We start from the raw sequence: 24242 nt of genomic DNA, 5'->3' as shown, positions 1-24242 counted from the left end.
GCCAACGAAAGATCGCCATGCCCGCCGTCCACCACACCAAGATGCTCATCCTCGGTTCCGGCCCCGCCGGACTGTCGGCCGCCATTTATGCGGCGCGGGCGGGCATGATGCCGATCGTCGTGCAGGGACTCCAGCCGGGCGGCCAGCTAACGATCACCACCGACGTCGAAAATTATCCCGGCTTTGCCGACGTGATCCAGGGGCCGTGGTTGATGGAACAGATGACCGCGCAGGCGATGCACGTCGGTACCAGCATGATCTGGGACACGATCGTCGACGTCGACCTGTCGCGCCGCCCGTTCAAGCTGACCGGCGACGGCGGCGACGTCTATATGGCGGAAACACTGGTGATCGCGACGGGTGCGCAGGCGAAATGGCTGGGCGTCCCGGGCGAGCAGGAACTTGGCGGGAAAGGCGTCTCGGCATGCGCGACCTGCGACGGATTCTTCTATCGCGGCAAGAAGGTCGTCGTGATCGGTGGCGGCAACACCGCGGTCGAGGAAGCGCTCTACCTCACCAACCACAGCGAGGACGTCACGCTGATCCACCGCCGCGACAGCCTGCGTGCGGAAAAGATCCTGCAGGACCGGCTGATGGTCAATCCGAAGATCAAGACGCTGTGGAACAAGCACGTCGAGCGCTTCGTCGCGGGCGAAGGCCTGACCGGCCTCGTCGGCGTCGACCTGGTCGACACGGTCACCGGCGAGGAAAGCCACGAACCCACCGACGGCGGCTTCGTCGCGATCGGCCACAGCCCGTCGACCGAATTGTTCAAGGGCAAGCTGCCGCTCGACGACGACGGCTATCTTCAGGTGACCCCGGGCACGTCGCTGACCGCGATTCCGGGCGTCTTCGCCGCGGGCGACGTCACCGACAAGGTCTATCGCCAGGCAGTGACCGCCGCGGGCATGGGCTGCATGGCCGCGCTCGACGCCGAACGCTTCCTCGCCGAAGCCGAATATCACGCGATGGCGACAGTCTGACCGGACAGCGCCGCCAATATCCGTTCCGCTAGCCATTCCGCGTCGTCGCCGGCAAAGCTGTGCGACGCGCTGGCGAGGCGCTCGACCGGAATGCGTTGCAGCGCCGCAGGGCAATTTTCAATAAAGGCCTGAGCGGTCCGGTCGCCGGTCGCCAGCAGGATCGTTGCGGGCGCCGCAAGCGCCGCGATCGCGCCGTCAATCCGCGCCGCCAGACTGTCGGGCGGAGCGGGTGCCGCCGGAGCGCCGAGCGCCGACAGCCCGCGGAACAGCTTCCGCAAATCGACCTCGCCCCTGATCAGTCGGAACAGGCTCTTGGGATCCTTCAGCCGGGACAGATAGCGCGCACGGATCGCAGAGGCCGGGGGGAGCGCCGGTTCGCCCGCTTCGTCGGCCTGTTCGCCGTCATAAGTCCATGGATTGGCAAGTATGAGCGCGTCGAGCGCAAGCGGCTGGTGCAGCAGCAACGCGCTCGCCGCATCGCAATTGCCGAAAGCGACGAGGCGCGTAACCTGCGGCGCGGCCTGCCGAAAGGCGGCGATCGCCGCCGCAATATCGGAACGGCTGTTTTCGAACCCGCCGTTCGTCCCTTCGCTGTCGCCGATTCCGCGCCGGTCGAACCGCAATACCGGATATCCAGCCAGCGCGACCTGCTGCGCCAGCGTCGCCATGCCGCGGTGCGCGCCGCTGCGGACTTCGTTGCCGCCCGAGACGATCAGCAGCCCGGTGGTTTCCGGCGCATCGTCGAGCGTCGCCGCGAGCGTGCAACCTTCGCAGGTGAAACTCAGCTGATGCCGCATGTCTTGCTCCACGCCGCAATGTCGGCGGCGATCGCTTGTGCCATCGCCGCGTCTTCGCCGGGTTCGGCGCGCAGCCACAGCGGCGTTCCCGCGATACCGTCGGCACCCAGGCCAATGCTGCGCAAAGGCCTCACCGCCTGCGCTTCGCTCGCGCCGAGGCCGGCGATCATCGCGGGCGAAAGGCGATTGCCGGCGAGCAGCAGCGGCGCGGCTCCGGCTTGATCCTGCAGCACCTGGATCGACGACGCGATGCCGGCTTCGCGATCGGCGCTGACACGCGCGCGCAGCAAAGTGCGGAGCAACGATGCGCCGCCGACCGGCGCAAGGCGCCACCACGCTTCGGCGTTCGCCTTGTGATCGATGAGGGCCCCGCCGCGAAACGAAGCGACGATCGCCGGACTCTCGACCCCCGATACCGCTTCGGCAAGCGCATCCCGCCAGCGATCGAGGTCGACCTCGGCAAGCGGGACCGGGCTCTCGTTCTGCCCCGGCAGATCGGGCAGTAGCGCCGCAAACCCGTCGGCTGCCAGCGCGCGCATCGCGAGCACCAGCGTGCGGCGCATGCGGTTCGCTTCCTCGAACAGCGGCGGAACGATAACGACCGTGGCGCGCGGGGCGCCTGCGGGGTCGATGCGCAACTGATGTTCGGCCATCGCCCCGCGTCCGGCTCAGTCGGTTACTTTGCGCAGCGAGAAGGCGAGCAAATTACCGTAGGTTTCAAAGATTTCGCCATCGACCTCGTCATCGTCGATGATGATGCCAAGCCGGTCTTCCATCTCGGTCAGCACCGTCGCGACCGCCATCGAATCGAACTCGGGCAACTCGCCGAACAGACCGCTGTCTTCAGTCAGCGCCGCGGCACGATCCTCTCCCAACCCGAGCACGTCGGCGAGCAGGGCACGGAGGGTGGCGTCGACGCTATTGGCTTGGGTCATGTATCTTTCCTGAGCAGGGTTCGCGCAAAGGCTTTGAATGCCGGACCCCATGCCGCGATGCGCGACGGATTGAAAGCCTCGATGCGCCACAGCGGATCGTGCCGGTTCATCCAGTCGCGCTTGTACGCGTCGTTGCCCGTGCCGAAATCGACGCGCCGCACCTCGTCGATCTCGATCGCATGGCGGAACAAGGCGGCCGACAGCAGCGTGCCCGGCGAGGCTTTCAAGCTGTCCTCGACATGTGCGAGCTTGTGGATGAAGGCCGTGCCATCCTCCACCGTCCAGAACTGCGCTGCGACCGGCGCACCCTCGATCCGCGCTATCCCCATGCGCAGCCGTCCGGCGGCGCCTTCGGCTTCGGCAAAGGCGCGGAGCAGGACGGGATGGCCTTCTTCGGGTTTCCAGCTCGCCGCATAGATCCGCTCATAGTCCGCCCAGCTTCCGGGATCGAAGGCCGTGAACAGCCGGATATCGACGATCCCCTTTTTCGTCTTGCGCTGGACGGTGCTGCGGAGCGCGCCGGGGCGGGTGGCCCACCAGCCATCGTGATCCATATCGCCCAGATCGAGCCAGTGGCGATCGCCCGCTGCGACCGCCTTTGTCCACCAGCCTGCGGCGCGTAGCGCAAATTCCATGGCCTCGCGATCCTCGTCACGGACCGGATCGAGCGAAAGCCGTGCGGCGCGTTTGCGGAGGCTGCGGAAAAGGCCGGTCAGCGCAGCCTCGCGATCCGCCGCGCCCCGGTAAAGCGGCCGGATGGCAAAGCTGTACCAGTTCGTCAGCCCGGCAACGTGCCCGGGCTTGTCGATACGGAGCGGCAAGAAGGCAATGGTGGTGCCAGCCTTGCCGCGCGCATCGATCCGGCCTTCGCCGGCGAAGCCATGCGCTTCCAGCAGGTCGAACCACGACGTGCGATCGAAGGGCGAAGCGAAGCCTGCGGCGCGTGCCACATTATCATTAGCCTGATCTTCACCGTTCCCTTGCATGGTGTGGCCCTCTATCACTCTTGTCCTAACAGCCGATGACCAAAGCCGAAAACCCATCCTCAAGGCCGATCGACCATCTCGCCCGCCGCGGCGCGCCCGATGCGGCTGCGCTCCTGACTGGCGACACGGTCACGACCTTCGCTGAACTCGATGCCGGCGTCGGGCGGTTGGCGTCGTGGCTGCTCGAACAGGCGGGCGGTCCGGGCGAACGTGTCGCAAGCTGGAGCGCCAAGACGCGGCTCGCCTGCCTGATGCCGCTTGCCGCCGCGCGCGCCGGGTTGATCCATGTTCCGATCAATCCGCTGCTCAAAGGACCGCAGGTCGCGCATATCCTTGCCGACAGCGGAGCGCGGCTGCTCGTCACCAACGGCGCGCGCGCCGACATGCTGGGTGAGGCGCTGCCCGTCGAATGCGCATTGCAGGATCTGAAGGTCGGCGAGGAAGTGATTGATTCGGCTGGACAGGGGCTGCCGCCGTCGATCGCCGAACCCGACGACCTTGCCGCCATCCTGTACACCAGCGGCTCGACCGGACGGCCCAAGGGGGTGATGCTCAGCCATGCCAATCTCTGGCTCGGCGCCGAAAGCGTCGCCACCTATTTGCGGATCGCACCGGACGACCGGGTGCTCGGAGTGCTGCCGTTCAGCTTCGATTATGGCCAGAACCAGCTGCTTTCGACCTGGCATGCCGGCGCTGCGGTCGCGCCGCTCGACTATCTGACCGCGCGCGATGTCGCGAAGGCCGTGGCGCGGCACGGTATCACGACGCTTGCGGGGGTGCCGCCGCTCTGGGTGCAACTGGTCGAAACTGAATGGCCCGTCGAAACGGCCTCTCTCCTGAAGCGCCTGACCAATAGCGGCGGCGCGCTTACCCCGTCGCTGATCGATGCGATGCGCCGAACCTTCCCCGATGCCGACATCTATCCAATGTACGGACTGACCGAGGCCTTCCGGTCGACCTTTCTCGATCCCGGCCTCGTCGCCGCGCACCCGACGTCGATGGGCCGCGCGATCCCGCACGCCGAAATCCTGGTGTGTCGCCCCGACGGCAGCGTCACCGCCGACGGCGAGCCGGGCGAGCTGGTCCATTGCGGGCCGCTCGTCGCACAGGGCTATTGGCGCGACGGCGAACGCACCGCGCAGCGTTTCAGGCCGGCACCCGGCGCATCGCGTTATGGCGGCACCGCCGTCTGGTCGGGCGATACGGTGCGCCGCGACGGCGAAGGCCTGCTCTATTTCGTTGGCCGCCACGATGCGATGATCAAGACAGCGGGCAACCGCGTCAGCCCGACCGAGGTAGAGGATGTCGCGGTAGCATCGGGCCTGATTTATGAGGCCGTGGCGTTCGGGGTGCCCGACGCCAGGCTGGGCGCGGCGATCGTGCTGATCGTGCGCGGCAAGGACGGCCTCGCCGATGAAGAAGGTCTTGCCGGCTATCTTCGTCGGAATCTGCCCAATTTCATGCATCCGCACGTCATCGAATGGCGGCTCGAATTGCCGCGCAATCCGAACGGCAAGCTCGACCGCGTCGCGATAGCGGCCGATTGGGCGCAGGAGGTGCCGGCATGAAACCGCATGGTCCGATCCCGCCCGGTTTCCGAGCCGACGCGGACGGCATGTTGCTCGTCGGCGGCGACCGCGTCGGGACTCTGGCGGACGCCGCGGGCGACACGCCGCTGTTCGTCTATGACAGCGCAATGCTGACCGCGCGCGTCGCCGAATGGCGCGCGGCGATGCCTGCCGAAGTCCAGCTTCATTACGCGATGAAGGCCAATCCCTATCCGCCGTTGCTCGCCTATATGGCGGGGCTCGTCGACGGGTTCGATGTCGCCTCGGGCGGCGAACTCAAGGCTGCGCTGGGCTGCGGCATGGCGGCCGAACACATCAGCTTTGCCGGTCCCGGAAAGCGCGATCGCGAACTCGAAGCGGCGATATCGGCGGGCGCAACGCTCAATCTCGAATCGGCGGGCGAGGCGGACCGGGCGCTGTCGATCGCGGCGCATCTGGGCCTGACCCCGCGGCTCGCGGTCCGCGTCAACCCGGACTTCGACCTTAAGGGGTCGGGGATGAAAATGGGGGGAGGAGCCAAGCCGTTCGGGGTCGATGCCGCCGAGGTCCCAACGCTCGTCCGCCGTCTTATCGACGCTGGAGCCGACTGGCGGGGCTTCCATATTTTCGCGGGATCGCAAGCGCTTGACGCGGTCGCCATCGCGGAAACGCAGGCGCAGACGGTTGCGTTGGCGGCGCGATTGGGGGGCGAGATCGGCGTGACACCGCCGCTCGTCAATCTGGGCGGGGGGATGGGTGTTCCCTATTTTCCGGGTGACAAGCCGGTCGATGCGGTGGCGGTCGGCGAAGCGCTTGCCGCGACGTTGGCGGCGCGCGATCCGATCCTCGCGGACAGCCGCTTCGCGATGGAACTTGGGCGCTGGCTGGTTGCGGAAGCGGGGGTCTATTTGACCCGCATCGTCGACCGAAAGATCAGCCATGGCGAAACCTTCCTCGTCACCGACGGCGGGCTTCATCACCAGCTTGCCGCAAGCGGTAATTTCGGAACCGTCATCCGCCGCAACTATCCGATCGCGGTCGCGGGGCAGTTCGGCGTCGAACCGACGGAAACGGTCTCGGTCGTCGGCTGCCTCTGTACCCCGCTCGACCGGCTCGGCGACCAGGTGGCCTTGCCGCGCGCCGGCGTCGGCGACCTGATCGCAATTTTTCAGGCGGGTGCCTATGGCGCCAGCGCGAGCCCCGCCGCTTTTCTGGGACAAGGGCCGGCCGGCGAAATGCTCGTCTGACGACGAGAAGCTGTTCCTTATCGGGACATTTCCGGGGCGCCGCGATTCAAACTTATGTCAATACTAACATTATGTTCACCCTTTTCGAGCAATGGCTGATGCTGACGTAACAGCTGTCGTCGGGGGATCGGGACCGCGGCAACCCCCGGCGGCTCGAAAGGTTGATTGATTATGGCTTCCTTCTACTCGCTCCGCGTTGCGCGTGCCGCGCTCGTCTCGGGCATTGCCGCTACCGCGCTGACCGGTTGCTCCGGCGCTGGCGGCCCTGCGCCGCAGCTGCCCAGCGCGACCTTCGTCCAGAACCAGGAAGGACCCGGCGAGGAATATATCATCGGCCCTCTCGATGAACTTCAGATCTTCGTGTGGCGCAACCCCGAACTCGGCGGCAAGGTGCAGGTGCGCCCCGACGGGCGGATCACGACACCGCTGATCACCGACATGCCCGCGGTGGGCAAAACGCCGACGATGCTGCAGCAGGATATCAAGCTGCAGCTCAGCCAATATATCACCGATCCGATCGTCAGCGTCATCGTCACCACTTTCAACAGCACCTTTTCGCAGCAGGTGCGGATCGTCGGCGCGACCGAAAAGCCTGCCTCGATCCCGTTCCGCGCCAACATGACCGTGCTCGACGCAATGATTGCGGTGGGCGGCCTTGGCGAATATGCGGCTGGAAACAAGGCGCGACTCGTCCGCTTCGACAAGGGCAGCGGCAAGCAGCAGGAATTCGGCCTGCGGCTCAACGACCTGATCAAGCGCGGCGATATCAAGGCGAATGTGCGGTTGCAGCCGGGCGATGTGATCATCATCCCCGAAAGCATGTTCTGATCCGGCAGCTGGTCAACCCTCTCCCAAGGACTGAAGCGAAGCGATGAACAGCCTCTATGACGAATTCCGGGTGGCATTGCACAGCGTCTGGACGCGCCGGTGGCTGGTGCTCGCGGTGGCCTGGGGCATCTGCATCCTCGGCTGGCTGGCGATCGCTTCGATCCCGAACCGCTATGATTCGCGGGCCCGTCTGCTCGTCGATATCAACGAAATCCTGCCCGACGATGTGCAGGGTGGAGGGATGGGTGGACGCCAGCAGATCGACCAGATCCGCGAAACGCTGACCAGTGCGCGCAACCTCGAAAAGGTCGCCGCGACCACCGGGCTGCTTCCCGCCGGCGCGGGTGAGCGCGAAAAGGCGGGCGCGGTCGCGATGCTGCAAAAGAACATCAAGGTCGTTCCGCAACAGGATAACATCTTCGAAATCACCTCAAGCATCGCAGTCGCCAGCCTGTCGGACGCCGACAATGCCAAGCTTGCATCGGGCGTGCTCGAAAGCCTGATCACCGTGTTCCGCGACGATCAATTGCGCGGCGGCCGGATGAACGCGCGCGAGGGGCTGAAATTCCTCGATGCGCAAATCGCCGACCGCGAAAAGGCCTTGCGCGAAGTCGAAGCGCGCCGCAGCGCATTCGAGGCGCAGAACATCGGCTTGATCCCCGGCGGTTCGGGCTCTCCGGCGCAGCGCGTCGAGGCCGCGCGCGCCGAGCTTAGCCAGATCGACTCGCAGCTGGTATCGGCGCAGGCCCAGCTTGCGGCGGCCAACGGCCAGCTCGCTTCGACCCCGCAGACGATCCCCGGAGTGGGCGGCGTCGGCGGCGGTGTCGCGCGTCAGCAGCTTGCCGGCGCCCAGAACGAACTTTCGTCGATGCGCTCGCGCGGCCTGACCGACGCGCACCCCGACGTTATCGCGCTGAAGAGCCAGATCGCGTCGCTCAAGGCGACGGCCGACCGCGAGGGAAGCGGCGGCGCCGGCGGGATGCAGAATCCCGCCTATGCCTCGCTCGCTGCGATGCGTGCCGAGCGCCAGGCGACCGTCAGCGCGCTGTCGTCGCGCAAAAGCCAGCTGTTGGGCGATATCGCCAAGATCACCGCGCAACAGATACAGAACCCCGGCATCGCCGCCGAGTATGACCGGATCAATGGCGAATATACCGCGTTCAAGGCGCAATATGACAAGCTGCTCGCGCAGCGCGAACAGGTTCGCCTGCGCGGCGAGGTGCAGACCGAAACCGATGCGATCAAGGTCGAACTGCTGGATCCGCCGTCGAAACCGACCAGCCCCGCGGCGCCGAACCGGCCGCTGTTCCTGACGCTCGTCCTGTTCGCTGGTCTCGGCGGGGGCATCGGCGTCGCTTTCGGCCTGGGCCAGGTGCGCACCAGCTATGCGACGGCGGGCAAGCTCGAACGAGCCAGCGGCCTGCCGGTCATCGGATCGATCACCGAAGTGGTGACGCCCGAACGCCATCTCGACCGGCGCAAGAAACTCGTCTGGCTGACCGGGGGAGGGGGTGCGCTCGTCGGCCTCTATGTCCTGCTGCTGGTCGCCGAATTCATCCAGCGCGGCATGGTTGCGTGACGGGGGACGATGACATGAACGACCAACGCAAAGTCAAGCGCCCGCCCTCGCTCCTCGAACGCGCGGCCGACATGTTCGGCCTCGATCCCGTCGCCAATGCGCCGACGATCGACGTGTCCAAGCTCCCGCCCGAGCCCGAAAAAAAGACAAAGAAGGTCAAGGCCGAGCCGGCCACTGAAACGCCGCCGCCCGAAATCCTGGACCCCGTCGTCGAAGCGGCCCCTGCGGTCGAACCGGCCCCGGCGCCCAAACTGTCACCGCGCAAGGACGTCGCCAGGGCGGCCCCCGCCGTGGTTCCGGCGCGACAGGGCACCATCGACCGCGAGCGCCTAGCCGCGCGCGGGATGATCGTCCCCGGCACGCCTGTCACCGGCATCGCCGAAGAATATCGCATCGTAAAGCGCGAGCTGATTCGAAATTTCGGCGGCAGCGGCAACCGCCCGATTCTGCCGCGCGGGCATCGCGTGCTGATCGCGTCCGCGAATCCGGGCGAAGGCAAGACCTTCTCGGCGGTCAATCTCGCGCTCAGCCTTGCGGTCGAGGCCGATCATGACGTGCTGCTGATCGACGCCGACATCGCCAAACCAAGCGTGCTCGACGTGTTAGGGCTGGAGGATGGTCCAGGCCTGATGGATGCACTCGCCGACCCGCATCTGGCCGTCGGCGACTGCCTAATCCAGACCGACATTCCGGGGCTCAAGGTCATGCCGGCCGGCACCGGCCACATGCACGATACCGAACTCCTCGCCTCTGCGCGGACCGAAACGCTGCTGGCGCAGCTCGAAGCCGGTGCGCCGGGCCGCATCCTCATTCTCGATTCGCCTCCGGTGCTGGCGGCGTCGCCCGCCGCCGTGCTGGCGGGCCACGTCGGCCAGCTCATCATGGTCGTGCGCGCCGATGAAACGCTCGAATCCTCGCTGCGCGACGCGATCGGCCTGATGGGGGCGTGTCCGCATATCCAGTTGCTCCTCAACGGAGTGAAATATTCGCCGGGCGGTCGCCGCTTCGGGACCTATTATGGACAAGGAGGCGCGTGATGCGCACCACAACCACCATGCGTCATGTGGGGACGCTGGCGGCCCTGCTGCTCGCCGGGACGGCGACGGGCGCGCACGCGCAATTTTCGGGCGACCCCGGGCCGGGCGCAGGCGATGCGCCATCGGCGGGTACGCCTGCGGCATCCGAGCCCGGCCGCGCGGAGCGTCGCCGGGAAGCGCGGCGTACCGCGCGTCGGGTCGATGTCAGCCCCTATCTCGAAGTCGGGCAGGTCCTGACAGCCGATCTCAAGAATGGCGGCGACGTGTTGACCTATACGACGGTCGCGGCGGGTGTGGATGCGGCGATCGTTACGCGCCGTGCCGAACTGGCCGCGACGCTGCGATACGAACATCAGTTCGGCTGGGGCCGTGAGGGCGACACCGACGTCATTAGCGGCCTCGCGCGTGGGCGCTACGAACTCATGCGCGGGCTGAACCTCGAAGGCGGCGCGCTCGCCACCCGCACACGCGCTGACGGGCAAGGGGCCGACAGTGGTTTGTTCGTCGGCGACGCCAGTAACGTCGCGAACCTCTATTCCTTCTATGCGGGGCCGACCTTCGCCCGGCGCATCGGCGGCCTCGATGTCGGGGCAGGCTATCGTTTCGGCTATACCAAGGTCGACGTCGATGAACCCGCGATCCTCGGTCCCGGCAGCCAGCCGCAGGATATTTTCGACAGCTCGACCAACCACGTCGCATGGGCCAGCTTTGGCGCGCGGCCGGGCGACCTGCCGTTCGGCTGGCAGCTGTCGGGTGGGTACGAGCGCGAGGATGCGAGCCAGCTGGACCAGCGGTTCGAGGGCAAATATGCGCGCGCCGATGTCACGATGCCGATCGGTCCGACGGTCGCGCTGCTCGGCGGCGTGGGTTATGAGGATATTGAAATCGGCCAGCGCGATCCCGTTCTCGACGCCGATGGCGTGCCCGTTCGCGATGCGAACGGCCGTTTCGTCACCGACAAGTCCCAGCCGCGCCGACTGTCATTCGATACCGACGGGCTGATATGGGACGCCGGCGTGATGTGGCAGCCGAGCCGTCGCACCTCGCTGACCGCGCGTGTCGGTCGCCGCTATGGCGATACCATCTACACGGGCAGCTTTTCCTATCGCGCAGATCATGCGACCTCAATCCAGATCGGCGTGTATGACGGACTGTCGAGCCTGGGTCGCGGCCTGTCGGGCGGGCTCGCCGCGCTGCCAACGCAATTCGACCCCACCCGCAACCCGATCGGCGGTACGATCAATCCGTGCGTCTTTGGGCAGGAAGGCGGCGGCTGCCTCAACAACCAGCTCGGCAACGCCAATTCGGCACAATATCGCAGCCGCGGCGTGCAGGCGACGCTGTCGTCGCGCTTCGGCGGCTGGGCCTATGGCGTCGGGGTGGGCTACGACCAGCGCAAGCTGCTTGTGCCGCAACTTTCGCCCATCGCCAATCTCAACGGCGTCAAGGACGAGAGCTATTATCTCTTCTTGTCGGCCGGCCGCCAGCTCGATGTCGATTCGGATCTCAGCCTGTCAGGTTACGTCAATTATTTCGACAATGGCGCCCCGAACGCGAGCGATGTCCAATCGGCCGGACTTTCGGCCGCATATTCGCGGCGTTTCTGGCGCGGCCTGACGGGGACGGCCGCGGCCAGCCTCAACGCCTTCGATCAGGATGGCTTCGACAGCCAGCTTATCGGTTCAGCTTTGGTGGGACTGCGTTACAACTTCTGATGGGTTTGACCCTTTGGGCAACGGGAATATTGCGATGTACGATCAGTTCTATGGTTTCACCGGACGACCCTTCCAGCTGACGCCAGACCCGCATTTCTATTTCGAAAGCGGCACACACCGGAAGGCGATGTCCTATCTCGGTTACGGCCTTGCGCAGGGTGAGGGTTTCATCGTCATCACCGGGGATGTCGGGGCAGGCAAGACAACGCTTGTCGGCCATCTGATGAACACCATCGACCCCAATCGGCTGACCGCGGTCAAGCTGGTTTCGACGCAGGTCGAGGGCGACGACCTGCTCCGCCTTGTCGCCGAGCAATTCGGCATCGAGTGGGAAGGGCAGAGCAAGGCCGAACTACTGCGGTCGATGGAACAATATCTGCGTGAACAGGCGCGCGCCGGCAAGCGGACGCTGCTGATCGTCGACGAGGGGCAGAATCTCGCTATCTCGGCGCTCGAAGAGTTGCGTATGCTGTCGAATTTCCAGCTCGGTGGTCATTCGCTGCTGCAAATTTTCCTGCTCGGCCAGCCCGAGTTCCGTCAGACGCTTTTCCATTCGCCCACGCTCGAACAGCTGCGCCAGCGCGTTATCGCGACGCACCATCTCGACCCGATGGAACCCGAAGAGGTCGAACCCTATATCCTGCACCGCCTCCGCAAGGTGGGCTGGACGGGTAATCCCAGCTTCAGCCCCGACGCGTTCGAGGAAATCTTCGACTATAGCGAAGGCGTGCCGCGCAAACTCAACGTGCTGGTCAGCCGCCTGCTGCTGTACGGCGCGGTCGAGCAGATGACGCGGATCACCGCGCAGAATGTTCGCTCGGTGGTCGCCGAAATCGAAGCCGATCGTGGTATCGACACCGCGACGCTCGCGCCCTTGCCGGTCGACGAGGTCGTGGCTGCTGCTGCGGCGGCGGTGGCGCCGACACCCGCGCCCTTTGCGACGCCAACGCCCGCGAACGAAGCGTCGCTTGAGTGGCCGCAGCGTGCAGCGCAGCGGGCCGCAGATGCGCCCGCGCCTTTTGCAGCGCCCGCGTCCTCCGCACCGGTGAGCACGATGACTCCGCCCGAGACCGCCCAAGCGGACGGGGATATTTTCGATCTCGCGTCGGAAACGGCGGTTGAGGCGTCTGCGCCAGTGCCGGCCGCGCCGGCGGTCGATCCCGAACAACTTGCAGCGCTCCAAGCGCAGATCGCGTCGCTCGAAGAACGTCTTGTCGAACAGGATGCGGCGCTGCGCCGCGTGCTCGACCTGCTGATCGAATGGGTCGAGCGCGATCCCGAAAATGCACCCAATCCGGCAAATTCGCGGACCTGGGCAGCCTGACAGCGCGGCCAAGATCGGCTATCCTGCTGATGAAGGTGATGAAAAATGCAGAACGGCCTGTCGGTCGATGTCGAGGACTGGTTCCAGGTCGGCGCCTTTGAGCGCACGATCGACCGCGGCGACTGGAGCGGGCTCGAATGCCGCGTCGAGGTAAATTGCGACGCGGTGCTGCAAATTTTCGCCGATGCGGGAGCGACTGGCACCTTCTTCACCTTGGGTTGGGTCGCCGAACGCTATCCCGCGCTGATCAAGCGCATCGTTGCGGCAGGGCACGAGCTTGCGAGCCACGGCTATGATCACAAGCGCGTCTTCAACATGACCGCGGCCGAGTTTGCGGCGGACCTCAGGAAGACACAAGCTATCCTTGAGAATCTCGGCGGTACCGCGATACGCGGCTATCGCGCGCCGAGCTTTTCGGTCGATACGCGCACGCCCTGGGCGCATCAGATACTTGCCGAACAGGGCTATGCATATTCGTCAAGCGTCGCGCCGGTCGTGCACGATCATTATGGCTGGCCGCAGAGCCCGCGCCATGCCTGGCGACCGCTGCCCGACAGCGAGCTTGTCGAATGGCCCGTGACGACCGCGCGCGTCGCGGGGCATACGCTGGCGGCGGGCGGGGGGGGATTTATGCGCCTGCTGCCCTATGGTTTCACGCGTTGGGCGATCGCGCGCATGAATGCCGAAGGACATCCTGCGATTCTTTATTTCCATCCGTGGGAAATCGACCCCGGCCAACCGCGCGTCACCGATGCGCCGATCAAGTCGAAGATCCGGCATTACAGCGGCCTGTCCGCCATGGCCGGCAAGCTGAAGAAACTGCTCGCCGACTTTGAATGGACGCGCGCCGATGCGCTGCTTCCTGCGCAGCAGCGACGCGCGCAGCCGTGGCGCGCGGCGGCGTGAACGCGCCGGCGCTCCCGATGAATGACGGCTTTTCGGGTGTGCCGCTGTCCGATGCGGCCGAATGGGATGCCTATGTCGCCCGGCATGCCGGCGCAACGCCCTTCCATAGCCGGGCGTGGTGCGGGGCGGTCAGCAAAGCAACGGGGCATCGCTGCCACCTCGTCACGGCGCGCAACGCGAGCGGGGAACTCGCCGGCATCTTGCCGCTCCACCATATCCGTTCGCCGCTGTTCGGGCAGGCCCTGGTCGGCAGCGGCTTTGCCGTCGATGGCGGGATTCTCGCCGACGATCCGTCGGTCGCGGCGACGCTGGCGCAGGGGGCGGCGGCGATGGCGGCGTCGCTCGACGTGCCCTCGGTCGAATTGCGTGGGGGGCCACAGCCCGAGGCCGAGGATTGGGTTCGCGAGGAGGGTGTCTACGCTGGTTTCGCGCGCGACCTTGCCGACGACGATGATGCCGAACTTCTCGCCATCCCGCGCAAGCAGCGCGCCGAGGTGCGCAAGGTTCTGGAAAGCGGGCTGACCGTGACAACGGGCCGTGACGCCTCCGAACGCCGCGACCATTATCGCGTTTATGCAACCAGTGTCCGCAATCTCGGAACGCCAGTCTTCCCGAAAACCTTGTTCGATGCGGTGCTCGATACCTTTGGCGACGCCGCCGACATCCTCACCGTCCGCGAGGTTGGTCGGCCGGTCGCAAGCGTACTAAGCCTATACTGGCGCGGCACCGTGATGCCCTATTGGGGGGGCGGCCTCGCCGATGCGCGACGGCTGCGCGCCAATGAACTCATGTATTTCGCGCTGATGCGCCATGCGCGCGAACGCGGTTGCACGCGCTTCGACTTCGGCCGGTCGAAGGTCGGCACCGGACCCTTCGCCTACAAGAAGAACTGGGGTTTCGAGCCGCGGCCACTCGTCTATGCCCGCTGGCTCGCGCCCGGCGAGACGCCGCGCGATACCAATCCCAACAGCGCAAAATATCGGATGCAAGTCGACCTTTGGAAGAAATTGCCGCTATGGGCGGCGAACCGGATCGGGCCTCTGATCGCGCGCGGGCTCGGTTAATGCCCGAAATCCTGTTCCTCGTTCATCGCGCGCCATGGCCCCCCGACCGCGGCGACCGGATCCGCAGCTGGCATATGTTCGAAGCGCTGGCGAAGCTTGCGCCGGTGCATGTTGCGGCGCTCGCCGACGGTGAAGCCGACGCGACCTTGGCGCGTGAAAAGATGGCACCGCTTTGCAAAAGCTTGGCGATCGAGGTCCGCCACGCATCGCGCCCCGTCGCGCTGGCTCAGGCAGTGCTTCGCGGCGAGCCGGTATCGAACCGGCTGTTCCGCAATTCTGCGTTGGCGCGCCATGTCGGTGGGCTCATCGGCGGCGGGACGGTTACCCATATCGTCGCCTTCTCGGGCCAGATGGCGCAATATGTGCCCGCGGGTTTCGACGGTCCGGTGCTGATGGATTTCGTCGACGTCGATTCCGTCAAATTCGCCACTTATGCCGAACAGGACGAGCGCCAGCCGCTGAACTGGATTCACAAACGCGAAGCGCGCGTGCTGGGGGCACATGAAATCGAGGTGGCGCGCCGGGTCGATGCCAGCCTGTTCGTCAGTGAGGCTGAGGCAGCACTTTTCCGCAGTCTGAGTGGGATGGGTGCCAACAAGGTTCGTGCGGTCGAAAACGGGATCGACACCGACCGATTCGATCCGTCCGCCGTGTTCGAACCGGTCGGGGCGGGCGAGGGGCCGCTCGCGGTCTTTACCGGCCAAATGGATTATCGCCCCAATATCGATGCGGTGCGCTGGTTCGCGTCGGATATCTTGCCTGCGATCCGCGCGCGCCACGACAAGGCGCGCTTCGCCATCGTCGGCCGCGCGCCGACTGACGAGGTGCGCGCGATCACAAAGCAGCCCGGCGTGATCGTAACGGGCGGAGTGCCCGATGTGCGGCCGTGGCTGGCCGCCGCCGATGCGGTGGTTGCACCGCTGCTGCTCGCGCGCGGCATCCAGAACAAGCTGCTCGAAGCGATGGCGATGGCGCGCCCGGTGGTTGCAAGCGGCGCCGCGGCGACGGGGATCGACGCGGTGGCGGGCGAACATCTGCTCGTCGCCAACGGTGCCGATGCGATGGTCGAAGCGGTCGGCACGTTGTTCGACGATCGCACGAAAGGATCGGCGATGGGACAGGCTGCGCGCGCGCGCATGATCGCGCGCTACGGCTGGGACGCCCGCCTCGCGCCGCTTGGCGAACTGCTGGGACTGCCGGTATGACGGTCTGGCGCCGCCATCTCGCCGCGCTTGCGATCCTCTCGGCGGCGATTCTCGCGACCTTCTGGCGCGATGCCAGCGACATGGTCGGCATCTGGTGGCACAGCTCAACCTTCACCCATTGCCTGCTGATGGTTCCGATGATCGGCTGGCTGGTGTCGCAGCGGGTCGACCTGTTGCGCCCGCTGACCCCGGCCTTTTGGTGGCCCGCGCTCGCCTGGATGGCGGGGGCAGGGCTGGTGTGGCTGGTCGGCGAAGCGGCGGGGGTCGGGTTGTTCCGGCAACTCGGTCTCGTGCTGATGTTGCAGGGTGCGGTCGGCGCGGTGCTCGGCGAAAAGCTGGTGCGCGGGCTGCTCTTTCCGCTCGGTTATGCGCTGTTGCTCGTCCCGTTCGGCGAGGAACTGGTGCCGCTGCTCCAGACCTTTACCGCGCATATCAGCGTCATCCTGCTCCATTTGTCAGGCATTGCCGCCGAGATGGAAGGGGTGTTCATCACCACGCCCGCTGGCTTCTTCGAGGTGGCCGAGGAATGTTCGGGGGTCAATTTCCTGATCGCGATGCTCGCCTATGCGGTGTTCGCGGCGCATCTGTGTTTCAAAAGCTGGACGCGGCGGATCGTATTCGTCGCCGCGGCACTGGCGACGACGATCCTCGCCAACGCGCTGCGCGCTTATGGCACGATGGTCGCCGCCGAAATCTGGGGGATCGAGGCGGCGGGCGGGATCGACCATATTTTCTATGGCTGGATCTTTTTCGGGCTGGTGATTGCGATCGTGATGCTGGTGGCATGGCGCTGGTTCGACCGGCCCGCGAACGATGTCGCGGTCGATGTGAGCCGGCTGGATGGCCCGTCTCGCTTCGCCGGATCGGCCAAGGCCCTGCTGCCCGCGGCGTTGGCGATCCCGTTGGTCTTTGCTGGCTGGGCGTGGCTGGTGGGCGGGCGCAGTGCGCCGCTGCCCGCGACGATGACAGTCGAGGCTCCGCGGGGATGGAGCGAAGCGCGCGCCGAGGGCATGGCGTGGACGCCGCGCTTCGACGGCGCCGACCAGCGCCTGCTGCGGCATTTTGTAGATGCCGACGGGCGCCGGGTGACTGTGGCAATCGGTGGCTATGAACGTCAGGCCGAGGGGCGAGAGGTCGTCGCGTTCGGGCAGGGGGCGGTCGATCCCGACAGCCAATGGGCGTGGAGCGCGTCGCTGCCCGTGATTGAGGGCGCAAAGACCGAACGGCTGCTGCATCCCGGCCCGGTGCTGCGCGATGCGGCGACATGGTATATGGTCGATGGCACGGTGAGCGGCGATCCGCGCCGCGCGAAACTGTCGGGACTGAAGGCGCGGCTGCTGGGCGGCGATCCGCGTGCGGTGTCGCTGATCGTGTCGAGCGAGGAGCGGCAGGGCGGGCGCAATGCGATAGAGGATTTCGTTTCCGCGTCGGGCGGAGCGCAGACCATGGCTGACCGCGCGCTGAAAACCCGCTAGGCCTGCGACTTATGTGCGGCATCGCGGGCATTTATCACTTAGAAACGGCCAAGCCCGTCGATCCGGCGCGGGTGCGCGCGATGCTGCAGCCGATGCAGCACCGCGGCCCCGATGGGTCGGGCGAATGGACCGCGCCGGGGGTCGGGCTGGGTCACCTCCGCCTCTCGATCATCGACATCGACGGTAGCCCGCAGCCGATGGCGAGCGATGATGAAGCGGTGACGCTCACCTATAATGGCGAAATCTATAATTTCCGCGAGCTGCGGACCGAGCTGGAGGATCGCGGGCATCGGTTCCGCACCAGCGGCGATACCGAGGTTATCATCGCCGCGTGGCGGCAGTGGGGGCCGGACTGTCTGTCGCGGCTGAACGGCATGTTCGCTTTTGCGATCCACGATCATCAGCGCGGTTGCCTGTTCCTGGCGCGCGATCGGCTGGGGGTGAAGCCGCTGCATTATGCGCTGCTGTCGGACGGGTCGGTGGCCTTTGCGTCGGAGCTGAAGGGGCTGCTGCGCAATCCGTTGCTGCGGCAGGAAGCGAACCTGACCGCGATCGAGGATTTCCTGGCCTTCGGTTATGTCCCCGACGATAATTGTATCGTCGCGGGGGTTCAGAAACTGCCCGCGGGGCATTTCCTTCTGTTCGAACGCGGCAAGCCGGTGCCGCCGCCCACGCGCTGGTGGGCGCCCGATTTTTCGCGGCGGATCAAGGCGAGCGAAGGCGAAGCGGCCGAACATCTGGTCCATCTGATGCGCGCTGCCGTGACCGATCGCATGGTCGCCGACGTGCCGCTCGGCGCGTTCCTGTCGGGCGGGGTGGACAGTAGCGCGGTCGTCGCGCTGATGGCCGAGGCGAGCGCGAAGGCGGTCAAGACCTGCACCATCGGCTTCGATCAGGCGGCGCTCAACGAGACGGCCTATGCGCAGCAAATCGCCGAACGCTTTGCGACCGACCACCGCACGCGCACCGTCTCGTCCGGCGACTTCGCGCTGGTCGACACGATCGCCGACCAGTTCGACGAACCCTTCGCCGATGCCAGCGCGCTGCCGACGTTCCGCGTGTGCGAGCTCGCGCGCGAAGAGGTGACGGTCGCGCTCTCGGGCGACGGCGCCGACGAGGCCTTTGCCGGATACCGCCGGCTGGTATTCCAGCATCAGGAAGAAAGGCTGCGCGGGCTGATCCCGGGCTTCATGCGACGCGGGGTGCTGGGGCCGCTGGCGAAGGTGTGGCCGCAGATGGACTGGGCGCCGCGCCCGCTGCGCGCGCGCGCGACGCTCGCCAGCCTGTCGAAAAGCGGGGCGGAGGGCTATGCCGAAGCCGTCGGCGTGACAGGACCGGCGCAGCGGTCGCGCCTGTTCAACGACGCAGCGGTTCGCGCGCTCGGCGATCATGTCGCCGAGGCGCGCTACTGGAAAGCGATGGCGGAGGCGCCCGCGCGAGAGGCGCTCGACCGCGCGCAATATGCCGACCTGATGATCTGGCTGCCCGGCGATATATTGACCAAGACCGACCGGATGAGCATGGCGGTCAGCCTTGAGGCACGCGAGCCTTTGCTCGACTATCGGCTGATCGAATTTGCCGCCAGCCTGCCCGCGTCGATGCGCGTGAAGGGCGGCACGGGCAAGGCGATCATGAAGCAGGCGATGGAACGCTATCTGCCGCACGATATCCTCTACCGCCCCAAGATGGGGTTCGTGACGCCGGTTTCGCACTGGTTCCGCGGCCCGCTTGCCCAGCCGGCGAAGGCGCTCGCCACCTCGTCGACGCTCGCGCGTTCGGGCTGGTTCGACATGGCCGAAATCGAACGCATCGTCGCGGCGCACCAGTCGGGGCGGCGCGACCATGGCCGATTGATCTGGCAATTCTTCATGCTGGAAAAATCGCTGGCGAAGCTGTTCGGGATTTGAATGTTCGAGGCGGTTTTGGGGTGGGAAGCTGCCTCTCGTGAGCCCCGGCGAAAGCCGGGTCCCAGATTGCTTAACCTCGCGCATTGCCGCGCTGGGTCCCGGCTTTCGCCAAGGTTGACATCTCTAAGCAACTGTCGGTCGAAACCGGCCGACTCGCCCCATGATCATCGCGAAAATCCGAATCGCCACGTCATCTTAACGCTTGGCTGCTAACCTCTCGCCGATGACGGTCCATCCTGCCTTTCCGACAAATGGCGACGCAGCCGCGCCGCTGACCGTGCGTGTGGTCGATCCGCTTTCGCTGTCGCGCGACTTGGCGGCGGCGTGGGACCGGCTGGCCGACGATGCGAGCGAGCCCAATCCCTTTGCCGAACGCTGGTGCCTGCAATCGGCGCTCCACCTGTTCGATCCCGAACGCCACGCGCGCCTTGTCCTTGTGCGCGACGGCAGCGACGGGCCGGTGATCGGCGTCATGCCGGTCGCGCCCGCGGCGCGTTATGGGCGCCTGCCGCTGCGCCATGTGACAGGGTGGGCGCATCCCAATCATTTCCTTGGCAGCCCACTGGTCCGAGCAGGGTTCGAACGCCTGTTCTGGTCGATCCTGCTCGGATGGTGCGACGCGGCGCCGTGGGCGCGCACGCTGCTTCACGTCCCGCGCCTGATCGAGGGCGGCCCGCTCCACTGCGCGCTGGTCGACGTTGCCCGCGTGCGCGGCGGCGAGGCTGAGGTCGTCCACCGCGAAGAACGCGCCCTGCTCGAAAGCCGCCTGTCGCCCGAAGACTATTGGGAGGTCGCCGTCCGCGGGAAAAAGCGCAAGGAACTGCGCCGGCAGGCGAACCGGCTGGCCGAACAGGGCGCCGTGTCCTTTCGCCGCTGGCAGGCGGGCGAGCCGCTCGATCGCTGGATCGACGGCTTCCTCGATCTCGAAGCGCGCGGGTGGAAAGGGCGTGCTGGGTCGGCGCTCGCCAGCCATGGCGATACCGAAGCCTGGTTTCGCGCGATCCTTACCGGTGCGGCCGACGCGGGGAAGCTCGACATGCGCTCGCTCGATCTGGATAGCCGGCCACTCGCAATGCTCGTCAACTTCCTTCTCCCGCCGGGCGGCTTTTCGTTCAAGACCGCGTTCGACGAGGATTATGCCCGCTTTTCGCCGGGTGTCCTGTTGCAGCAGGAAAATCTCGACCTTCTCAGCGATCCACGCATCGACTGGGTCGACAGCTGTGCCGCGCCTGGCCATCCGATGATCGACAGCGTGTGGCGCGAACGGCGCCCGCTCGTGTGGATCAATGTTCCCTTGTCGGCCCCATCGGACCGGTTGCGGTTCGCGATGCTGATACGCGCCGAACGCGCCTGGCGGCGTCTGAAGCCTGCCGCGCCTCTCGAAAATGAAGTAGAAAGCCCGTCATGACTGCGCACCAGACGATTTCCCGGCCTGTCTTTCCTGCCGAAACGCTCGATCGGATGGCCGCGCTCTATCCGCTGCAGGCCGGATTGCTCAACCATCATCTGCCCGACCATCCCCTGCTGTCGCTCGAAGCGCTCGCGGTGCTTGGCGAAAGCCTGCCTGCGAGCGAGGTGGAATATAATCCCGGCGATGTTCCGATCGGTATCCGGCCCGAGGATGTGCCCTCGAACGGCCTGTCGATCGGCGAAACGATCCGCGGCATCGACAGCAACAACAGCTGGGCGGTACTCAAGAATATCGAGAATGTTCCCGCCTATCGCACCTTGCTGATGGACCTGCTGCACGAGCTCGAACCCGTCGTCGAACCGCGCACGGGGGCGATGCTGACGCCGCAGGGGTTCGTCTTCATCTCGTCGCCGGGCTCGATCACGCCGTTCCACTTCGATCCCGAACATAATATCCTGCTGCAACTGCGCGGCATGAAGGTCATGAATGTCTGGCCCGCCGGCGACGAACGCTTTGCGGATCGCCGCGAGCATGAACGCTATCATGCCGGCGGCCACCGCAATCTGCCGTGGAACGACGATTTTCGGAGCGCCGCGCAGCAGGTCCCGCTCGGCCCCGGCGACGCGGTGCTGATGCCCGTCATGGCGCCGCATTTCGTCGCCAATGGCGATGCGCCGTCGATCTCGCTGTCGATCACCTGGCGCAGCGAATGGAGCTATCGCGAATCCGAAGCGCATGCGGCCAATGCGGCGTTGCGCCGCATCGGGCTCGACCCCGCGATGCCGCCGCGCTGGCCGAGCTATGCCTGGGCGCGATCGGCCGGCTGGCGTATCGCGCGGAAGCTAAAACTGGTGTCTTGATATTCCGGTTTCGGGCGTTTGCGCCGCCCGAAACGCCCCGCATGACAGATTGCTTTCAATTGCCGCCAATTGCGGTTATGGGCGCGCATCCCGATATTTCGAGCCCATAGAGGATAGATGGCGAAAGAAGAACTTCTGGAAATGCGCGGCCAAGTGGTCGAACTGCTGCCCAACGCGATGTTTCGCGTCAAACTGGAAAACGACCACGAAATCCTAGGCCACACGGCCGGCAAGATGCGCAAGAACCGCATCCGCGTGCTGGTCGGCGACGAAGTGCTCGTCGAACTCACCCCCTATGACCTGACCAAGGGTCGGATCACCTATCGCTTCAAGTGAGGAGGGCGGCAACCATGCCCGCCCTCGTGCTTGCGTCGTCCTCGCCGCGCCGGCGCGAATTGCTCGCGCGCCTCGGCGTGGTTCCGGCACGTATTGAATCCCCGGACATCGACGAAACGCCGCGGAAAGGCGAACTGCCGCGCGACTATGTCACACGGCTCGCCCGCGCCAAGGCCATGGCGGTCGATCGCGCGGCGGGCGAAGTCGTGCTGGCGGGCGATACGACGGTCGCGGTCGGCCGCCGCCTTCTCGAAAAACCGGCCGACGAGGCCGATTTGCGCCGCATGCTGGCGCTGCTTTCCGGACGGCGGCATCGTGTCTGGTCGGGAGTCTGCGTCATCGGAACCGATGGCAAGCCGCGCGTCCGCGCCGTCGATACCATCGTCGCTTTCAAGGTGCTGAGCGCTGCCGAGATCGACTGGTATGTCGAATCGGGCGAAGGCATGGGCAAGGCGGGCGGCTATGCGATCCAGGGACGCGCCGAAATCTTTGTACGTTTTCTGTCGGGCAGCCATTCGAACGTCGTCGGCCTGCCCGTGTTCGAGACCGGCGCGCTCCTGATCGGTGCGGGAATCTCTCTTGGCTGAATGGCTGTACGAAGCCGGGATCGGCGAGGCGCGTGCCGCGCTGATCGACCGGGGGGAAATCGTGGAGGCCCGGATCGAGCGCGAGGACGATGGTCCGCGCCTGGGCGCGATCGTCGCGGCGAGGCTGGTCGAGGCCGGACGGGGCGGGAAAGGGGCTCTCGTCGCATTGGAGGGACCGGGGCAGTGGCACGCGACGCTCGCGTCGCTGCCGCCGCAAACCGCGAGCGGCGCCGCGCTGCTGGTCGAAATCACGCGCATGGCGTTGCGCGAGCGTGGGCGCGACAAGCCGGCGCGGGCGCGGCTTGCCGAGGTGGGGGCGGTCCCCACCGATGGTCCCGACCTGCGCGCGCGGATCGCGACAACGCGCCTTCCCGTCGTCGAATTGCGGCCGGGCGAACCCGATCGTCTCGAACAGGCGGGCTGGTCCGAATTGATCGACGCCGTGCGGGCCGGCCACTGGCCCTTCGACGGCGGCGCGCTGTGGGTCGATGCCACGCCCGCGATGGTGCTGATCGACATCGACGGCGACGGCGACGCGCTTGCGCTGGCTAAAGCGGGAGCGATCGCCGCCGCGGCGGCGATCCGCCGCTGCGACATCGGCGGTTCGATTGGAATCGATTTTCCGTCGCTTCCCGATCGGGCGGCGCGGGCGGCGGTCGATGCCGCGGTCGATGCCGCGCTTCCGTCGCCGTTCGAGCGCACCGCCGTCAATGGCTTCGGGCTGATGCAGATCATCCGTCGCCGTGACCGGCCCTCGCTGATCGAACAGATCCGCTTCGCTCCCATTGCCACCGACGCTGCGATCCTGCTCCGCCACGCTGAACGGGCCAAAGGAACGGGTGTCCTGACGCTCACTGCGCGCGGCGGCGTGATCGATCATATTGCGATGCACCCGCACTGGATCGATATGCTGCAAAATCGTACCGGCCGTCCGGTCCGCCTGATCGCGGACGCGGCTGCGAAAGGATCCGGCCATGCCCAGTAAACCGCCTTCCTGCCCTCTGTGCGGCCAACCGCGCGTCGCCGAGTTCAAACCCTTTTGCAGCCGCGGCTGCCGTGACCGCGACCTTCTGTCCTGGTTCGGCGAGGGCTATCGCGTAGCCGTCGATCAGGTGCCCGACGGCACCGCTGATGACGATCGTTTCGACGAAGGATAAAAGCGTCAGAAAGGTGCTGGACAGGACGCAAAGCCCTGCCTATAGCCGCCGCTCGCCAGCGCGGCCGTCCGGCCGCAAGCGCTTCGCCTGGGTAGCTCAGTTGGTAGAGCATGCGACTGAAAATCGCAGTGTCGGCGGTTCGATCCCGTCCCCAGGCACCATCCTCCCTTCATCCTGACTTTGCGCCCAGAGTATCAGCGTCTCTTCCCAATCGCGATCGTGGAAGGGAAACAGATGGCCGTCCAAGAGTCGGATTCGAAGCAGGGTGGCCCGCCGCGACGCTTAACGAGCGTTGCCGTAACGTAAACTGTTGCTTTTTGGTCACTAATCCCCCGAAAATCCGGGACATCCCGCGC

General features: G+C 66.0%; 23 protein-coding genes and 1 tRNA gene. 20 read left to right on the top strand and 4 right to left on the bottom strand.

All coding sequences use genetic code 11. The annotated features are described in order from the left end of the window. The first annotated feature begins 17 nt into the window (after nt 1–17). A complete protein-coding gene (gene trxB / locus HDC35_RS06475; protein ID WP_184644822.1) occupies nt 18–983 on the top strand; it encodes a thioredoxin-disulfide reductase in 966 nt (321 codons plus the stop codon). Here trxB and HDC35_RS06470 read toward each other — a convergent pair. The 4 genes from HDC35_RS06470 to HDC35_RS06455 are packed head-to-tail and all read right to left on the bottom strand — an operon-like array spanning nt 962 to nt 3665. Next, nucleotides 962–1780: a hydrolase 1, exosortase A system-associated gene (locus HDC35_RS06470; protein ID WP_184644820.1), complete on the bottom strand. Its 819-nt coding sequence runs from the start codon at nt 1778–1780 to the stop codon at nt 962–964. The genes trxB and HDC35_RS06470 overlap by 22 nt on opposite strands. Further along, nucleotides 1765–2433, bottom strand: a complete 669-nt coding sequence (locus HDC35_RS06465) for a hypothetical protein (RefSeq protein WP_184644818.1) — start codon at nt 2431–2433, stop codon at nt 1765–1767. The genes HDC35_RS06470 and HDC35_RS06465 overlap by 16 nt, the downstream gene beginning before the upstream one ends. A 15-nt stretch (nt 2434–2448) precedes the next feature. After that, nucleotides 2449–2715, bottom strand: coding sequence for an acyl carrier protein (locus HDC35_RS06460; protein WP_184644816.1), 267 nt, complete (start codon nt 2713–2715; stop codon nt 2449–2451). After that, a complete protein-coding gene (locus tag HDC35_RS06455; RefSeq protein WP_311770725.1) occupies nt 2712–3665 on the bottom strand; it encodes a GNAT family N-acetyltransferase in 954 nt (317 codons plus the stop codon). The genes HDC35_RS06460 and HDC35_RS06455 overlap by 4 nt, the downstream gene beginning before the upstream one ends. Before the next feature lie 71 nt (nt 3666–3736). Between HDC35_RS06455 and HDC35_RS06450 the strand changes: the two genes are divergently transcribed. The 19 genes from HDC35_RS06450 (at nt 3737) to HDC35_RS06360 (ending at nt 24047) form a co-directional block, all read left to right on the top strand. Next, nucleotides 3737–5269: an acyl-CoA ligase (AMP-forming), exosortase A system-associated gene (locus HDC35_RS06450; protein ID WP_184644812.1), complete on the top strand. Its 1533-nt coding sequence runs from the start codon at nt 3737–3739 to the stop codon at nt 5267–5269. Further along, a complete protein-coding gene (locus HDC35_RS06445; protein WP_184644810.1) occupies nt 5266–6495 on the top strand; it encodes a pyridoxal-dependent decarboxylase, exosortase A system-associated in 1230 nt (409 codons plus the stop codon). Before HDC35_RS06450 ends, HDC35_RS06445 begins: the two co-directional genes overlap by 4 nt. Nucleotides 6496–6666: 171 nt before the next feature. After that, nucleotides 6667–7323, top strand: a complete 657-nt coding sequence (locus HDC35_RS06440) for an XrtA/PEP-CTERM system exopolysaccharide export protein (protein ID WP_184644808.1) — start codon at nt 6667–6669, stop codon at nt 7321–7323. A 43-nt stretch (nt 7324–7366) separates the two neighbouring features. Next, nucleotides 7367–8902 carry an XrtA system polysaccharide chain length determinant gene (locus HDC35_RS06435; RefSeq protein ID WP_184644806.1) on the top strand — a complete coding sequence of 512 codons (1536 nt, stop codon included), beginning with the start codon at nt 7367–7369 and terminating at the stop codon, nt 8900–8902. Nucleotides 8903–8916: 14 nt separating this feature from the next. After that, nucleotides 8917–9939 (top strand): P-loop NTPase, encoded by a 1023-nt coding sequence (locus HDC35_RS06430; RefSeq protein ID WP_184644804.1) that lies wholly within the window; start codon nt 8917–8919, stop codon nt 9937–9939. Then, the gene (locus tag HDC35_RS06425) at nt 9939–11654 is read left to right on the top strand and encodes a hypothetical protein (protein ID WP_184644802.1); all 1716 of its coding nucleotides are present in this window, start codon (nt 9939–9941) and stop codon (nt 11652–11654) included. Before HDC35_RS06430 ends, HDC35_RS06425 begins: the two co-directional genes overlap by 1 nt. Nucleotides 11655–11688: 34 nt before the next feature. Then, nucleotides 11689–12978, top strand: coding sequence for an XrtA/PEP-CTERM system-associated ATPase (locus tag HDC35_RS06420; protein ID WP_184644800.1), 1290 nt, complete (start codon nt 11689–11691; stop codon nt 12976–12978). Between the two features lie 45 nt (nt 12979–13023). Then, nucleotides 13024–13884 carry an XrtA system polysaccharide deacetylase gene (locus HDC35_RS06415; RefSeq protein WP_184644798.1) on the top strand — a complete coding sequence of 287 codons (861 nt, stop codon included), beginning with the start codon at nt 13024–13026 and terminating at the stop codon, nt 13882–13884. A gap of 17 nt (nt 13885–13901) precedes the next feature. Next, nucleotides 13902–14948 carry a FemAB family XrtA/PEP-CTERM system-associated protein gene (locus HDC35_RS06410; RefSeq protein WP_184645243.1) on the top strand — a complete coding sequence of 349 codons (1047 nt, stop codon included), beginning with the start codon at nt 13902–13904 and terminating at the stop codon, nt 14946–14948. Further along, nucleotides 14948–16153 carry a TIGR03087 family PEP-CTERM/XrtA system glycosyltransferase gene (locus tag HDC35_RS06405; protein WP_184644796.1) on the top strand — a complete coding sequence of 402 codons (1206 nt, stop codon included), beginning with the start codon at nt 14948–14950 and terminating at the stop codon, nt 16151–16153. Before HDC35_RS06410 ends, HDC35_RS06405 begins: the two co-directional genes overlap by 1 nt. After that, nucleotides 16150–17628: an exosortase A gene (gene xrtA, locus HDC35_RS06400; protein WP_184644794.1), complete on the top strand. Its 1479-nt coding sequence runs from the start codon at nt 16150–16152 to the stop codon at nt 17626–17628. The genes HDC35_RS06405 and xrtA overlap by 4 nt, the downstream gene beginning before the upstream one ends. An 11-nt stretch (nt 17629–17639) precedes the next feature. Further along, entirely contained in the window at nt 17640–19535 is a 1896-nt protein-coding gene (locus HDC35_RS06395) for an XrtA/PEP-CTERM system amidotransferase (RefSeq protein WP_184644792.1), read from the top strand. 223 nt (nt 19536–19758) lie between these two features. Further along, nucleotides 19759–20943 carry a GNAT family N-acetyltransferase gene (locus HDC35_RS06390; protein ID WP_184644790.1) on the top strand — a complete coding sequence of 395 codons (1185 nt, stop codon included), beginning with the start codon at nt 19759–19761 and terminating at the stop codon, nt 20941–20943. Further along, the gene (locus HDC35_RS06385) at nt 20940–21806 is read left to right on the top strand and encodes a cupin-like domain-containing protein (protein WP_184644788.1); all 867 of its coding nucleotides are present in this window, start codon (nt 20940–20942) and stop codon (nt 21804–21806) included. The genes HDC35_RS06390 and HDC35_RS06385 overlap by 4 nt, the downstream gene beginning before the upstream one ends. A gap of 117 nt (nt 21807–21923) precedes the next feature. After that, nucleotides 21924–22142, top strand: a complete 219-nt coding sequence (gene infA, locus HDC35_RS06380; protein WP_010162480.1) for a translation initiation factor IF-1 — start codon at nt 21924–21926, stop codon at nt 22140–22142. Between the two features lie 14 nt (nt 22143–22156). Then, nucleotides 22157–22729 (top strand): nucleoside triphosphate pyrophosphatase, encoded by a 573-nt coding sequence (locus HDC35_RS06375; protein WP_184644786.1) that lies wholly within the window; start codon nt 22157–22159, stop codon nt 22727–22729. Beyond that, a complete protein-coding gene (locus HDC35_RS06370; protein WP_184644784.1) occupies nt 22722–23714 on the top strand; it encodes a ribonuclease in 993 nt (330 codons plus the stop codon). The genes HDC35_RS06375 and HDC35_RS06370 overlap by 8 nt, the downstream gene beginning before the upstream one ends. Next, a complete protein-coding gene (locus tag HDC35_RS06365) occupies nt 23704–23886 on the top strand; it encodes a DNA gyrase inhibitor YacG (protein WP_184644782.1) in 183 nt (60 codons plus the stop codon). The genes HDC35_RS06370 and HDC35_RS06365 overlap by 11 nt, the downstream gene beginning before the upstream one ends. Nucleotides 23887–23971: 85 nt before the next feature. Continuing rightward, nucleotides 23972–24047, top strand: a tRNA-Phe gene (locus HDC35_RS06360). The last annotated feature ends 195 nt before the right edge of the window (nt 24048–24242 follow it).

This window comes from Sphingopyxis sp. JAI128 (genome assembly GCF_014207235.1).
GTDB lineage: Bacteria > Pseudomonadota > Alphaproteobacteria > Sphingomonadales > Sphingomonadaceae > Sphingopyxis.
Note: the sequence above shows the minus strand (reverse complement) of the source record. Positions and strands in the feature narration are given on the sequence as shown.

What these genes read in the sequence shown, in the direction of transcription:
- HDC35_RS06410 (WP_184645243.1), top strand. Translation starts at nt 13,902, where the DNA reads ATGAATGACGGCTTTTCGGGTGTGCCGCTGTCCGATGCGGCCGAATGG.
- HDC35_RS06430 (WP_184644804.1), top strand. Translation starts at nt 8,917, where the DNA reads ATGAACGACCAACGCAAAGTCAAGCGCCCGCCCTCGCTCCTCGAACGC.
- HDC35_RS06395 (WP_184644792.1), top strand. Translation starts at nt 17,640, where the DNA reads ATGTGCGGCATCGCGGGCATTTATCACTTAGAAACGGCCAAGCCCGTC.
- HDC35_RS06445 (WP_184644810.1), top strand. Translation starts at nt 5,266, where the DNA reads ATGAAACCGCATGGTCCGATCCCGCCCGGTTTCCGAGCCGACGCGGAC.
- HDC35_RS06375 (WP_184644786.1), top strand. Translation starts at nt 22,157, where the DNA reads ATGCCCGCCCTCGTGCTTGCGTCGTCCTCGCCGCGCCGGCGCGAATTG.
- HDC35_RS06415 (WP_184644798.1), top strand. Translation starts at nt 13,024, where the DNA reads ATGCAGAACGGCCTGTCGGTCGATGTCGAGGACTGGTTCCAGGTCGGC.
- HDC35_RS06450 (WP_184644812.1), top strand. Translation starts at nt 3,737, where the DNA reads ATGACCAAAGCCGAAAACCCATCCTCAAGGCCGATCGACCATCTCGCC.
- HDC35_RS06405 (WP_184644796.1), top strand. Translation starts at nt 14,948, where the DNA reads ATGCCCGAAATCCTGTTCCTCGTTCATCGCGCGCCATGGCCCCCCGAC.
- HDC35_RS06470 (WP_184644820.1), bottom strand. Translation starts at nt 1,780, where the DNA reads ATGCGGCATCAGCTGAGTTTCACCTGCGAAGGTTGCACGCTCGCGGCG.
- xrtA (WP_184644794.1), top strand. Translation starts at nt 16,150, where the DNA reads ATGACGGTCTGGCGCCGCCATCTCGCCGCGCTTGCGATCCTCTCGGCG.
- HDC35_RS06425 (WP_184644802.1), top strand. Translation starts at nt 9,939, where the DNA reads ATGCGCACCACAACCACCATGCGTCATGTGGGGACGCTGGCGGCCCTG.
- HDC35_RS06420 (WP_184644800.1), top strand. Translation starts at nt 11,689, where the DNA reads ATGTACGATCAGTTCTATGGTTTCACCGGACGACCCTTCCAGCTGACG.
- HDC35_RS06385 (WP_184644788.1), top strand. Translation starts at nt 20,940, where the DNA reads ATGACTGCGCACCAGACGATTTCCCGGCCTGTCTTTCCTGCCGAAACG.
- infA (WP_010162480.1), top strand. Translation starts at nt 21,924, where the DNA reads ATGGCGAAAGAAGAACTTCTGGAAATGCGCGGCCAAGTGGTCGAACTG.
- HDC35_RS06440 (WP_184644808.1), top strand. Translation starts at nt 6,667, where the DNA reads ATGGCTTCCTTCTACTCGCTCCGCGTTGCGCGTGCCGCGCTCGTCTCG.
- HDC35_RS06435 (WP_184644806.1), top strand. Translation starts at nt 7,367, where the DNA reads ATGAACAGCCTCTATGACGAATTCCGGGTGGCATTGCACAGCGTCTGG.
- HDC35_RS06460 (WP_184644816.1), bottom strand. Translation starts at nt 2,715, where the DNA reads ATGACCCAAGCCAATAGCGTCGACGCCACCCTCCGTGCCCTGCTCGCC.
- HDC35_RS06390 (WP_184644790.1), top strand. Translation starts at nt 19,759, where the DNA reads ATGACGGTCCATCCTGCCTTTCCGACAAATGGCGACGCAGCCGCGCCG.
- HDC35_RS06365 (WP_184644782.1), top strand. Translation starts at nt 23,704, where the DNA reads ATGCCCAGTAAACCGCCTTCCTGCCCTCTGTGCGGCCAACCGCGCGTC.
- trxB (WP_184644822.1), top strand. Translation starts at nt 18, where the DNA reads ATGCCCGCCGTCCACCACACCAAGATGCTCATCCTCGGTTCCGGCCCC.
- HDC35_RS06465 (WP_184644818.1), bottom strand. Translation starts at nt 2,433, where the DNA reads ATGGCCGAACATCAGTTGCGCATCGACCCCGCAGGCGCCCCGCGCGCC.